This window comes from Bradyrhizobium sp. AZCC 2289, assembly GCF_036924615.1.
In the GTDB taxonomy this organism is placed as follows: Bacteria; Pseudomonadota; Alphaproteobacteria; order Rhizobiales; family Xanthobacteraceae; genus Bradyrhizobium.
In genome coordinates this window covers 4,392,506-4,405,315 of the sequence record NZ_JAZHRY010000001.1, presented here as the reverse complement: position 1 = coordinate 4,405,315, position 12,810 = coordinate 4,392,506, and the positions used below count along the sequence as shown (strand labels likewise).

At 63.4% G+C, this 12,810-nt stretch carries 12 protein-coding genes; 7 read left to right on the top strand and 5 right to left on the bottom strand.

Annotation, left to right across the window (positions count from 1 at the left end):
* Nucleotides 1–16 precede the first annotated feature (16 nt).
* Nucleotides 17–1,405 (bottom strand): MFS transporter, encoded by a 1,389-nt coding sequence (locus V1289_RS21000; RefSeq protein WP_334398650.1) that lies wholly within the window; start codon nucleotides 1,403–1,405, stop codon nucleotides 17–19.
* 128 nt (nucleotides 1,406–1,533) lie between these two features.
* Between V1289_RS21000 and ggt the strand changes: the two genes are divergently transcribed.
* The 3 genes from ggt (at nucleotide 1,534) to V1289_RS20985 (ending at nucleotide 5,654) form a co-directional block, all read left to right on the top strand.
* Entirely contained in the window at nucleotides 1,534–3,285 is a 1,752-nt protein-coding gene (gene ggt / locus V1289_RS20995; RefSeq protein WP_334398649.1) for a gamma-glutamyltransferase, read from the top strand.
* Nucleotides 3,286–3,382: 97 nt separating this feature from the next.
* Nucleotides 3,383–4,681, top strand: a complete 1,299-nt coding sequence (locus tag V1289_RS20990; protein ID WP_334398648.1) for an MFS transporter — start codon at nucleotides 3,383–3,385, stop codon at nucleotides 4,679–4,681.
* A gap of 76 nt (nucleotides 4,682–4,757) precedes the next feature.
* Entirely contained in the window at nucleotides 4,758–5,654 is an 897-nt protein-coding gene (locus tag V1289_RS20985) for an SDR family oxidoreductase (protein WP_334398647.1), read from the top strand.
* On the opposite strand, the gene V1289_RS20980 is transcribed toward V1289_RS20985, so the two are convergent.
* Together V1289_RS20980 and V1289_RS20975 are read right to left on the bottom strand one after the other, a co-directional pair.
* Nucleotides 5,605–5,904 carry a helix-turn-helix domain-containing protein gene (locus V1289_RS20980; RefSeq protein WP_334398646.1) on the bottom strand — a complete coding sequence of 100 codons (300 nt, stop codon included), beginning with the start codon at nucleotides 5,902–5,904 and terminating at the stop codon, nucleotides 5,605–5,607. The genes V1289_RS20985 and V1289_RS20980 overlap by 50 nt on opposite strands.
* Nucleotides 5,905–6,139: 235 nt before the next feature.
* The gene (locus V1289_RS20975) at nucleotides 6,140–6,805 is read right to left on the bottom strand and encodes a glutathione S-transferase family protein (protein WP_334398645.1); all 666 of its coding nucleotides are present in this window, start codon (nucleotides 6,803–6,805) and stop codon (nucleotides 6,140–6,142) included.
* A gap of 247 nt (nucleotides 6,806–7,052) precedes the next feature.
* Between V1289_RS20975 and V1289_RS20970 the strand changes: the two genes are divergently transcribed.
* From V1289_RS20970 to panE, 4 genes are all read left to right on the top strand, one after another.
* Complete coding sequence (locus V1289_RS20970) at nucleotides 7,053–7,664, top strand: DUF2239 family protein (protein WP_334398643.1); 612 nt, start codon at nucleotides 7,053–7,055, stop codon at nucleotides 7,662–7,664.
* 281 nt (nucleotides 7,665–7,945) lie between these two features.
* Complete coding sequence (locus V1289_RS20965; RefSeq protein ID WP_334398642.1) at nucleotides 7,946–8,551, top strand: 2-hydroxychromene-2-carboxylate isomerase; 606 nt, start codon at nucleotides 7,946–7,948, stop codon at nucleotides 8,549–8,551.
* Nucleotides 8,552–8,670: 119 nt separating this feature from the next.
* The gene (locus tag V1289_RS20960; protein ID WP_334398641.1) at nucleotides 8,671–9,408 is read left to right on the top strand and encodes an SDR family oxidoreductase; all 738 of its coding nucleotides are present in this window, start codon (nucleotides 8,671–8,673) and stop codon (nucleotides 9,406–9,408) included.
* Nucleotides 9,409–9,606: 198 nt separating this feature from the next.
* The gene (gene panE, locus V1289_RS20955) at nucleotides 9,607–10,524 is read left to right on the top strand and encodes a 2-dehydropantoate 2-reductase (RefSeq protein WP_334398640.1); all 918 of its coding nucleotides are present in this window, start codon (nucleotides 9,607–9,609) and stop codon (nucleotides 10,522–10,524) included.
* Nucleotides 10,525–10,698: 174 nt separating this feature from the next.
* On the opposite strand, the gene V1289_RS20950 is transcribed toward panE, so the two are convergent.
* Both V1289_RS20950 and V1289_RS20945 read right to left on the bottom strand, forming a co-directional pair.
* Complete coding sequence (locus V1289_RS20950) at nucleotides 10,699–11,277, bottom strand: c-type cytochrome (RefSeq protein WP_334398638.1); 579 nt, start codon at nucleotides 11,275–11,277, stop codon at nucleotides 10,699–10,701.
* A 131-nt stretch (nucleotides 11,278–11,408) separates the two neighbouring features.
* Complete coding sequence (locus tag V1289_RS20945; RefSeq protein ID WP_334398637.1) at nucleotides 11,409–12,668, bottom strand: PQQ-dependent sugar dehydrogenase; 1,260 nt, start codon at nucleotides 12,666–12,668, stop codon at nucleotides 11,409–11,411.
* Nucleotides 12,669–12,810: the final 142 nt, after the last annotated feature.

The following is a 12,810-nucleotide window of genomic DNA, read 5'->3' as shown; positions in this document are numbered from 1 at the left end:
AGGTAGAGCCGCAAACTCAGGCCTCCCTCACCCTCGCCAGCAGCGCCAGCCCCGAGACGAAAAACACCACCAGCACCGCCATGCCTGCCTTCTGGCTCGCGGTGACGGCCGTGATCGCGCCGATCAGGAGCGGGCCGATGAACGAGGTGACCTTTCCGGTCAGCGCGAACAGGCCGAAATATTGCGCGATGCGATCTTTCGGCGCGAGACGAATGAGCAGCGTTCGCGATGCGGCCTGCAGCGGACCGCCCGCAGCGCCGATCAGGCATCCGAGCACGAGATAGGCGCGCTCGGCGGCACCGGAAAACAGCGCGCTCCCCGGCTGCGGCGCGGCGACCTTCACGAACAGGATCGAATCCTTGTCGACCAATAGAATTGCAGCGATCGACAGCAACAGGATCAGCATGCTGCCTGCGATCACCCGCTTCGGCCCGAGCTTGTCGTCGAGCTTGCCGCCAAGCCACGCACCCAAGGTGCCGGCGATCGCGAGAATAATTCCGAACGTGCCGATCTGGATCGTGTGCCAGCCGAAGGTGCCCGCGGCGTAGATGCCGCCGAAGGCGAACAGCGACACCAGCCCGTCAGTATAGATCATGTTGGCGAGCAGGAAGATCGCCATCGATTTTCGCTGCGGCAGTTCGCCGAGCGTTTGCTTCAGCTCGATCAAACCTTCGCGCAGCGCCTCGCGCGCCGGACGTTTTGCCGGATAGTCCGGCGTCAGCAAAAACATCGGCAGCACGAAGATGATGAACCAGACCCCGGTCAAGGGACCCGTGATGCGATCGCCCTGATGCGTGACGGGGTCGAGGCCGAACAGCGGCACAAATCCAAACAATGTTCGCGCGGTTTCCGGGCTGGCGGCGAGGAAACCGAGCACCAGGATCAGGCTGATGATGCCGCCGACATAGCCGGTGGCCCAGCCGGTGCCGGACAGCCGGCCGATCTGGTTCGGCGGCACCAGCGTCGGCATCATCGCATTGTTGAACACGGTGGCGAATTCGGCGCCGACGCTTGCGATCGAATAGGCCAGCAGCAGCGCTGGAATGATGCCGGGATCGCCGGGCTTGCCGATCCACATCAGGCAGGAGCCGATCACCAGCAGCGCGCCGAATCCCGCGATCCACGGTTTGCGGCGACCGCTGGCATCGGCAATCGCACCCAGCACCGGCGACAGCAGCGCGATCGCGAGACCCGCCGCCGCGGTAGCAAATCCCCACAACGCCTGTCCGCTCGCGGGGTCCGGCGCCACGAAGCTGGTGAAATAGGGCGCGAATATAAAGGTCGTGATCAGCGTGAAATAGGGCTGCGCGGCCCAATCGAAGAAGATCCAGCTGATGACGGCGGCGCGGCGCGGATATTTTTGCGGAATATCCGTATGAATTGCCTCCGAAGCCATCACCGCCATACCAGAAATATCCTTTTGAGGTCACGAGAAGGCATTTTGCCTGTCGCTGCGGAACCCATATAGCATCCGTCGACGACATTTGCGTTGTTGCGTAGCGCCACTCCGGCTTCAACTGCGGCGGATTTTTGATGAACTTTCTTGCAGCCCGATGGCGTAAAATAATCCTGGTCACCGCATTGCTGTTCGCGAACTGGCCGATTGCGGTCGCGCAGGAACGCCGCCGCGATTTCTACGCGCCCGCGCCGCTGGAATCCATTCATGCCGTTCCCGCCGAGTTCGGCATGGTGGTGGCGCAAGAGAAACTCGGTGCGCAGATCGGCGCCGACATTCTGCGGCAAGGCGGCAATGCCGTCGACGCCGCGGTCGCCACCGGCTTTGCGATGGCGGTGAGTTATCCGCGCGCCGGAAATATCGGCGGCGGCGGCTTCATGGTGATCCATTCGGCCGAGCGCAACGAGGATGTCGCGATCGATTATCGCGAGACCGCCCCGGCGGCGACCACCTCGGATATTTTCTTGGGCGCCGACGGCAAACCCGACGCCGACAAGTCGCGCAACTCTGCGCTCGGCATCGGCGTGCCCGGCACGGTTGCCGGACTGGCGCTGGCACTGGACAAATACGGCTCCGGCCATTTCACGCTGGCCCAGATCGTCAAGCCCGCGATCGATCTCGCGCGCGACGGCTTTGTGGTCGCCGATGACACCGCCGACACCTTGCCGGACCTGTATCGCCGCATGGCGCGCTGGCCGAATTCGGCCAAAACCTTTTCCCATGTCGACGGTACTCCGCTGCACGATGGCGACAGGCTGATCCAGAGCGATCTGGCGGCGACGCTTGCCGCGATTGCCGAGCAGGGCCCGCGCGGATTTTACGAAGGGCCGGTCGCCGAGAAACTCGTGAAGTCGGTCAGGGACGCCGGCGGCATCATGACGCTTGACGATCTCAAATCCTATCAGGCCGTGATCCGCGCGCCGGTGCGCGGCACCTATCGCGGCTATGGCATCGTCTCGATGCCGCTGCCGTCGTCGGGCGGCACCGTGCTGCTGGAATCGCTCAATATCCTCGAAGGCTTTCCGCTTGGCGACATCAAGCAGGGTTCCGCGTCCTCCTTGCATCTGATGATCGAGGCGATGAAACGCGCCTATGCCGACCGCGCGCGCTATCTCGGCGATCCTGCCTTCGTCAACGCGCCGACCGACATCCTGCTTGCCAAGGATTATGCGGCCAAACAGCGCGCCAGCATCGATCCCGCACGCGCGACGCCATGGACCGACAAGATTGCCGCCGCGCCGCCGCACGAGGGCAGCAACACCACGCATTATTCGGTCGTCGACTCCCGCGGCAACGCGGTCAGCAACACCTATACGCTGAACTTCCCCTATGGCGTCGGCCTCGTCGCCGACGGCACCGGCGTGCTGCTCAACAATGAGCTCGACGATTTCACGGCGGCGCCCGGCGCCTCCAACGCTTTTGGTCTGGTCGGGTTCGAGGCCAATCTGCCCGGACCCGGGAAGCGGCCGCTGTCCTCGATGTCACCGACCATCGTGCTGAAAGACGGCAAGCCGGTGCTGGTGACGGGCACACCGGGCGGCAGCCGCATCATTTCGGCGGTGCTGCAAATCGTCGTCGATGTGCTGGATTACAAGATGGATGTCGCCGCGGCGGTAGCGGCGCCTCGCGTGCACCATCAATGGATGCCGGATGTCGTCCGGGTCGAGCATGGGTTCCCCGCGGACGTGCTGGATGAGTTGAAGGCAAAAGGCCATCAGGTGATCGAACCGCTGGGCCAGACCTCGGCCAATTCGATCGCGGTGACGCCGTACGGATTGCTCGGCGCGTCCGATCCCCGGACCCGCGGGTCGGAGGCCGCGGGACAATAGACCCGTCGGAGGGAACGGCGTAGATTTGCGCTGCCCCGCTCAAACCGGCGGCGGGGGTGAGAGCAAAGCCGGCTAAAAGTTCTCCGGGGGAAACATCATGACCACAGCCGAACCGTCGGGCGCGATCGAAGTCGCCCCGATCGAAGACACCAGCCTTCTCGCCTTCTACCGCGACATGAACTTGGCCGAACGACGGACGTTCTGGGCCTGCGCCTCGGGCTGGGCGCTCGACGGCATGGATTTCATGATCTATCCGCTGGTGATCGGCACCATCATCGCGCTGTGGAAGGTCGATCCCGGCACCGCGGGCCTCGCCGGCACGGTGACGCTGTTGGCTTCCGCCGTCGGCGGCTGGCTCGGCGGCTATCTCGCCGACCGCATCGGCCGGGTGAAGACACTGCAGCTCACCATCCTGTGGTTCTCGTTCTTCTCGCTGGTCTGCGCCGTGGTGCAGAATTTCGATCAACTGCTGATCGCCCGCGCGCTGCTGGGCTTGGGCTTCGGCGGCGAGTGGGCTGCGGGTGCGGTGCTGATGGGCGAAGCGATCCGTCCGCAATACCGCGGACGCGCGGTGGGCTCGGTGCAGTCCGGCTGGGCGGTCGGCTGGGGCCTTGCGGTGCTGGCGCAGGCGGTCCTGTTCTCTTATCTGCCGGCCGAGAGCGCGTGGCGCTGGATGTTCGTGATCGGCGCGCTGCCGGCGCTGCTGGTGTTTTATCTCCGGCGTTACGTCACCGAGCCCGAAATCGCCGCTGCGACCCGCGTCAAGCAGGCCGCAGAAGGCGACCGTCCCGCGATCTGGGAGATTTTCAACGGCCCGATCCTGAAGACCACGATTCTGGCGTCGCTGATGGCGACCGGCTGCCAGGGCGGCTATTACGCCGTCACCTTCTGGGTGCCGCGGTTTCTCACCACCGAGCGCAAACTCTCGATCGTGAGCTCCACCGGCTATCTCTCGGCGCTGATCATCGGTTCGTTCATCGGCTATCTCGTCGGCGCCTGGCTTGCCGACCGCATCGGCCGGCGCAATCTGTTCCTGACGTTCTCGCTCGGCGCCATCGCCGTGGTGCTGCTCTATACCCAACTGCCGCTGAGTAACGAGTTGCTGTGGGTGCTTGGCTTCCCGCTCGGCTTCTTCGCGTCCGGCTATTTCTCCGGCGTCGGCGCGTTCCTCACCGAACTTTACCCGACGCGGCTGCGCGGCTCGGGCCAGGGCTTTTGCTACAATTTCGGCCGCGGCATCGGCGCGCTGTTTCCGTTCCTGGTCGGCTGGCTCTCGACCTCGACGACGCTGGCCAATGCGATCGCGATTTTCGCCGTCGCAGCCTACAGCGTGTTCTTCCTCGCCGCCTTCGCGTTGCCGGAAACCCGTGGGCGGGTACTGCACGCGGACGCGTGAGGCGATCTCCATCGCTCCCTCTCCCCTTTTGGGAGAGGGAGCCGACGGTCCCTGCGTTACTGACTGGAGGCTCCCCATGACATCCCTCAAAGGCAAGACGCTGTTCGTATCCGGCGGCAGCCGCGGCATTGGGCTTGCGATCGCACTTCGCGCCGCACGCGACGGCGCCAATGTCGCGATCGCCGCCAAGACCGCGGAGCCGCACCCGAAACTCAAGGGCACCATCTACACCGCCGCCGACGAGGTCCGCGCCGCCGGCGGCAAGGCGCTGCCGGTGCTGTGCGATATTCGGGACGAAGCGCAGGTCATGGCGGCGATCGACCAGACCGTCGCCGAATTCGGCGGCATCGATATCTGCGTCAACAATGCCAGCGCCATCAGCCTGACCAACTCGCAAGCGACCGACATGAAGCGGTTCGACCTGATGATGGGAATCAACACCCGCGGCACCTTCATGGTGTCGAAATATTGCATCCCGCATTTGAAGAAAGCCGAAAACCCGCACATCCTGATGCTGTCGCCGCCGCTCGACATGAAGGCGAAATGGTTCGAGCACTCCACCGCCTACACCATGGCGAAGTTCGGCATGAGCATGTGCGTGCTGGGCTTATCGGGCGAACTGAGATCCGCCGGCATCGCCGTCAACGCGCTGTGGCCGCGCACCACGATCGCTACCGCCGCGGTCGGCAATCTCCTGGGCGGCGACGCCATGATGCGCGCCAGCCGCACGCCCGAGATCATGGGCGACGCGGCCTACGCGATCTTCACAAAGCCGTCGCGCGAATTCACCGGACATTTCTGCATCGACGACAAGCTGCTCTACGCCAGTGGCGTGCGCGACTTCGAGCCTTACCGGGTCGACCGCTCGGTACCGCTGATGTCGGATTTCTTCGTGCCCGACGACGATGTGCCGCCGCCCGGCGTCACTGTGCAGGCGCTGCCTTCGGTTGGCGGAGCGCAGAAGGCGGGCTAGAGGACTTGAGCCGCGCGCGAATCTCTTCGAGCGTCAAGTCCGGCTCCGCTGCGACCAGATCAAGCAGCCATTGGCGATGCGCCTCGAGCGGCGAGCGGCTGTGGCCCGTGCCGGGCAATGCCGCTACACTGCCCGTTGTCGCCCAGCGCTCGATCCAGCGGATTGCGGTCGAGGCGCCGAGACCGAGCACCCGCGCCGCTTCCCGTCTGCTCTCGCCGTCTTCGACGTCTTTCGAGTATCCCTTCGCCATCGCGCGACCTCGCCGTTGCTGTCAAAGCAACTCGAATCTGATTTGCGCGCCTCTGGGAACCCCCTTACTGTTCCGATTCACATCAACCGAAAACCGCTCTAGAACCGCTTCGCCGTTATCGGCGGCGGGAGAGGCGCGTGGGCTGGCGAAAGTGGACCGCGATCGGGCTGGGTGCTGGCGGTGCCGCTGGCGGCCGGCATCGCCTTCCGTCCCGTGACAGGCGAAGGATGATGGTTCACCGCCCGATCGTGTACGGCCCGCCCTTTTCCAGCGCGCGTATATAGGCCGGGCGGGCCTGGATGCGGTCAACGAACGCCATCGCCTTGGGATGACCGACCTCCAGCCCGCCACGCGCGGCGGCGGCCTCCAGCGGAAAACTCATCTGGATGTCGGCGCCGGAGAATTCGGCGCCGGCGAACCATTCGCTCTTGCCGAGTTCGCTTTCCCAGAACGCCATGTGCTGCTTCAGCTGCGGATTGACCAGCGTGGTCAGCGCCTGGTTGGAGACTTTTCGCACCAGCGGCCGCAGCAGCGCCGGCGCGCGCTTCGGCATCAGCGTGAACAGCAGTTTCAACAGCAGCGGCGGCATCGCTGAGCCTTCCGCATAATGCAGCCAATAGGTGTAGCGCAGCCGCTCCGGCGTGTTCGGCGGCGGGATCAGGCGGCCATTGCCATAGGTGCCGATGATGTATTCGGCGATCGCGCCGGACTCCGCGATGGTGTTGCCATTGTCGGTGATGACAGGTGATTTGCCGAGCGGATGAATGTCGCGCAACTCTTTCGGCGCGCGCATGTCGGGCTGACGCTGGTAGCGCACGATGTCGTAGGGGATGCCGAGTTCTTCGAGCAGCCACAGCACGCGCTGCGAGCGCGAATTGTTGAGATGATGAACGGTCAGCATGGATGTCCCCCCGGGCGATTAGAGCGTTTCGAGCGATGCATGCCCTCGGACTTGATCCGGGGGTGGATACCGGTTCGCGTGAAGAAAACACGTCAAACAAGAATCTAGCGCGTCGCGCCGGGGCTTGGTGCCAGCCGGGGGCGGGAAAGTCGAGACGCCCGGGCAGGACCAATATATTTACCCGGGTGATATTGACATATCAATTTATCCGGGTAAATTTAGGCTTGAGGAAATTCAGGTTCACCCGATGATGCAGACAACCCGCCCCCAGTTCACCGCCTTCACGGGCCAGCAACGCCTGGTCACAGGTCCACTCGCCGAAGTAGCACTTGCGGTCATGAAGGCGTCCAGAAAGGCGGCTTCAGCGCCGATCGTGATCTTTGACGATGCGACCGGCCGGCCGATCGATCTGGACCTCCGCGGCACCGAACGCGATATCGTCGCGCGCCTGCCGCAATCCGATTCGAATCCGCAAGCCGCCGACGATCAGGCGGCGGTACCGGAGCCGCGCGGGCGCGGGCGGCCCAAACTCGGCGTCGTCGCCCGCGAAGTGACGCTGTTGCCGCGGCATTGGGAATGGCTGGGCGCACAGCCCGGCGGGGCATCGGTGGCATTGCGAAAACTCGTCGACGAAGCAAGGCGCGCCAGCGGAGACCTCGATCGCGCCCGCGCCGCACGGGATGCGGCCTATCATTTCATGTCTGACATGGCCGGCAATCTCGCTGGCTTTGAGGAAGCCTCGCGGGCGTTGTTTGCGGATGATCGGCGTCGGTTTACCGGGCTGATTGCCGGCTGGCCGGGCGACATCCGCGATCACATCGTCAAGCTCGCCTTCAGCGATCGCGCCGAACCGCCATAGCCGCGACCGGCCTCTAACCCCTTCGCCAAAAAACCTCTCGCCCCCGCGCACCGCATCGGTGCGCGGCATCGATGTGTTACGCCGATCGACAGGAACAATCATTCTCGATTCTGGCAGCGCCTCCGCGCGAATCATGATGCTGACGCTGCCGCCGGGTTTTGTCTGCAGGGGCTGATTCGGTTCTCGACTCCCTGCGTCCACAGTATTATGCGCATCATGATACTGTGGACGCGCCACGCCCGTTGCGCCACAAATATGGCAAAGACATCAGGGAGACCGCCGTGAGCACCCATCCGCAATTCCTGTTCGATTTCGGCAGCCCCAACGCCTTCCTCAGCCATGAGGCGATCCCCGCGATCGAAAAGCGCACCGGCGCGAAATTCGAATATGTCCCGATCCTGCTCGGCGGCATTTTCAAGGCCACCAACAACAAATCGCCGGCCGAGACACTGGCCGGCGTCAAGAACAAACCCGAATTTCAAATGCTGGAGACCGAGCGCTTCGTCAAGCGCTTCAACGTCAAACCCTACGTCTGGAATCCGTTCTTCCCGATCAACACGCTGAACCTGATGCGCGCCGCGGTCGCGGCGCAATTCGAGGGCGTATTGGCTGAATATGTCGACGCGGCGTTCCATCATATGTGGGTCGAGCCGAAGAAGATGGACGATCCGGAAGTGGCGGCCAAGGCGCTGGCGTCGTCCGGGCTCGATGCCGCAAGGCTGCTGGCCCGCTCGCAGGATGCCGACGTCAAGGCAAAGCTGATAGAGAACACGCAAGGCGCGGTCGAACGCGGCGCCTTCGGTTCGCCGACGTTCTTTGTCGGCAAGGAAATGTTCTTCGGCAAGGAACAATTGCGCGAAGTCGAGGAATTGGTTTCGGGGAAGTAGTCACCGCTCTGTCATTCCGGGATGGTCCGAAGGACCAGACCCGGAATCTCGAGATTCCGGGTTCGATGCTTCGCATCGCCCCGGAATGACGACGGGATCGGGCTTGTGGAGCACACCAAATGCAAAAGCGAAACGCAACCTGCGCCGTGATCGGCGCCGGCGATTACATCGGCGGCGAGATCGCCAAGAAATTCGCCGCCGAAGGATTTACGGTGTTCGCCGGCCGACGCGACGGCGCCAAGCTCGCGCCGCTGGTCAAGGAGATCGAGGCCGCCGGCGGATCGATCGTGGCGCGCACGCTCGATGCCCGGAAGGAAGACGAGGTCGCTGCCTTCCTCAACGACGCCGATGCGCACGCGCCGCTGGAAGTCTGCATCTTCAATGTCGGCGCCAACGTCAATTTCCCGATCCTGGAAACCACCGACCGGGTGTTCCGAAAGGTGTGGGAAATGGCCTGCTGGGCCGGTTTCCTGGCGGGCCGCGAAGCGGCGCGGCTGATGCTGCCGCGCGGCCAGGGCAGTATCTTCTTCACCGGCGCCACCGCTTCGTTGCGCGGCGGCAGCGGCTATGCGGCGTTTGCCAGCGCGAAATTCGGGCTTCGCGCCGTGGCGCAATCGATGGCGCGCGAGCTCGGGCCGAAGAACATCCATGTCGCGCATCTGATCATCGATTCCGGCGTCGATACCGCCTGGGTGCGCGAACGCCGCGAACAGCTGTGGGGCAAGGAAGCGCTCGACAACCCGGATCTGCTGATGCCGCCGGCTTCCGTCGCCGCCTCCTACTGGCAATTGTACCAGCAGCCGCGCAGCGCCTGGACCTTTGAGCTCGAAATCCGGCCATTCGGCGAGAAGTGGTGAAGGTAACACTTCTCCGTTTTTCGTCATGGCCGGGCAAAAGCGCGAAGCGCGTCTTTATGATAGACAACCCGGCCATCCACGTCTTGATCTGTGTCTACACGTTGTAAGGAAAGGCGTGGATGCCCGGGTCAAGCCCGGGCATGACGACAGTGTAAAGGTCCGGACCAAACGGGACCGAATAAACAGGAGAGTTGATCAATGCGCGTTCTCGTGGTCGGTGCCGGCGCTATCGGCGGATATTTTGGCGGCAGGCTGCTTGAGGCCGGGCGCGACGTGACGTTTCTGGTCCGCCCGAAGCGCGCCGCCGAACTCGCCGGTGCAGGCCTCGTGATCAAGAGCCCTAATGGCGACGTGACGCTGAAGAACCCGCCGACGGTGCAGGCCGACAAGCTCGCCGAGAAATTCGATGTCGTGCTGCTGAGCTGCAAGGCGTTCGATCTCGACGATGCGATCAAATCCTTTGCGGCCGCCGTCGGACAGCAAACCGCGATCATTCCGCTGCTCAACGGCATGCTGCACCTCAACGTGCTCGACCAGAAATTCGGCAACGAGCGCGTGCTCGGCGGTCTCTGCGCGATCGCGGCCACGCTCAACGAGGCGCGCGAGGTGGTTCAACTGGCGCCGCTGCAGTCGCTCAATTTCGGCGAACGCGACGGCGGCATGTCGGAGCGGGTTCGCGCCATCGCGGAGGTTTTTTCCAGCGTTGCCGGTGCGGCGGCGAGCGAACACGTCATGCAGGACATGTGGGAGAAATGGGTGTTCCTCGCCTCGCTCGCGGCTTCAACCTGCCTGATGCGCACCTCGGTCGGCAATATTTTGGCGGCGACCGGCGGCAAGGATTTTCTGCTCGGCATGCTCGACGAGTGCAGCGCGATCTCCGCCGCCGAAGGTTTTGCGCCGGGCGGGCCGTTCTTCCAGCGCACCCGCGGCCTGCTGACAGCGGAAGGCTCGCCGATGACCGCGTCGATGTTCCGTGACGTCAAGGCCGGGCTGCCGGTCGAAGCCGATCACGTGATCGGCGACCTCGTGGCCCGCGCCGACGCCGCCAAAATCCCGGTGCCGAAACTGCGCATCGCCTACACCCATCTCAAGGCGTATGAGAAGCAGCGGGGGTAGCTTTTTCGATGTCGTCCCGGCCCATATGCGCAATTGCGCATCAGGAGCCGGGACCCATACTCCGCGGCCTCTCGGTTTAGGGCAGCGCGGGGTGATACCTCCCGAAGCAATTGAAGCCTGTGGATATGGGCCCCGGCCCCCCGTGCGCAATTGCGTACTAGGCCGGGGCGACGGCTAAAGATGCGCGAGATAATGTGCAAGCGCTTCGATCTCTTCTTCGCTCAGGGGATAGGCGACATCGGCCATCGCGGCCTGGCCGCCGCCGGATCGCACGCCTGATTTGTAGTCGTGCAACGCCTTCAGCAGATAGTCCTCGCGCTGGCCGGCGATGCGCGCGACCGCCTTGGTCCCGGCATAGCTATCGGTGTGGCATGAGGCGCAGCGTCGCCCGGCGGCGGCCTGCTTGCCCTTCTCGGACAGATCCGGATTGTCGTCCTTCGGGCCTTGCGGCGGCGTCAGCGATGAAAAATAGGCCCCGAGATTCCTGATGTCCTCGTTGTTGATTTGCTCGACGACGGGCTGCATCTGCTCGTTCTTGCGGCTGCCGGCGCGGAAATACACCAATTGCCACTGGACGAACTGATCCTGCTGGCCGGCCAGCGAGGGAATGTTTTCGGTTTGCGAAATGCCGTTGTCGCCGTGACAGCCGGCGCACAGCTCGGCCTTTTCCTTGCCGGCGGCGACATCGGCGGCGTGCGCGATCGATCCGCAGACCGCGAATCCCAATAGTGCTCCAAGCAAGACAATCCGCATTCCATGACGCCTTCGTTTTGATGGTTGTCCGGATCAAGTCCGGCATGACGCGCGCGTTCCATCGGTTTTTTTGACAAAACAAAGAGGCTGCGGCGCCTTTCGGGCAATCGCAGCCTCTGATTTTTCTGCCCTTACTTCTTGTAGCTGATGCGGTAGATCGCACCGGCCCAGTCGTCGGCAACGAGAATCGAGCCATCCTTGTCGAGGATGATGTCGGCGGGGCGGCCGAGATAGCCCTGGTCGCCTTCGAGCCAGCCGGAAGCAAACACCTCCTGCTTGGGATTCTTGCCGTCCGGGCCGACGTTGACGCGCACGATCCGCGCGCCCTGGTACTTATGCCGGTTCCAGGAGCCGTGTTCGGCGATCAGGATCGCGTTCTTGTACTCCGGCGGGAACTGATTGCCGGTATAGAACTTCATGCCGAGCGGAGCGACATGGGCGCCGAGATTGAGCACCGGCGGCGTGAACTCCGAGCACTTGTGGCCCATCGCGAACTTGGTGTCTTCCAGATTGCCCTGATGGCAATAGGGATAGCCGAAATGCTCGCCGATCTTCGAGATCATGTTCAGCTTGTCGCTAGGCAGATCGTCGCTGATCCAGTCGCGGGCGTTTTCGGTGAACCAGTATTTGCCGCTGCGCGGATCGACGTCACCGCCAACGCTGTTGCGGACGCCGAGCGCATAGATTTCGGCGTTGCCGGTCTTGGGATCGACGCGGCGGATCTGCGCCACGCTGGTCGGGGGAATGCCGATGTTGAAGGGAGGTCCGAACGGGATATAGAACCGGCCTTCACTGTCCGCGGCGAGATATTTCCAGCCATGCGCGGCGTAGGACGGCATGTCGTCATAGACCACCTTGCCGTCGCCGAGCTTGTCGAGATTGGCTTCGGCATTCTCGTATTTGATCAGCTTGTCGACCGCGATGACGTAGAGCGCGCCGTCCTTGAAGGCGAGGCCGGTCGGCATGTTGAGGCCCTTGAGGATGGTCTTGACCTCTTTCTTGCCGCCATTGTCCTTGATCGCATAGACGTTGCCGAGGCCGAAGGAGCCGACGAACAGCGTGCCCTTGTCGCCCCAGGCCATCTGCCGCGCCGCCAGCACGTTGGAGGCATAGACCTCGATCTTGAAGCCCGGCGGCAGCTTGATCTTCTTCATCAGCGTCGCGAGTTCGGCGTCGGAAGAGCCGGTCGGCGGTCCGGACGGCGGCGCAAGGCCCTTCTGGGCCTCGGTCTCATCGCCGAGGAACCAGTCGTCCGGCGGATGGGTCCAGAATTCCTTGGTGCCGGACTCGTATTTCTTCAGCGGTTTTTGCTGTGCGTTGGCCTGGCCGGCCCCCGCGACAAGCGCGATCGCCGCGAGCGCAAGAATAGATCGATTGAAAGCCGATTTCATCGCGTCACTCTCCCTGTGCAGCCTGATAGCTGCTGTTATTGATTGAACGCCCTGGAAGACGATTGGTGGTCTGGGTGAAGTGGTTCAGACCGTAAAATGGTAGCACATCCCAAGCGCGAGAGAAGCGCGCCCTGCGCGGCCC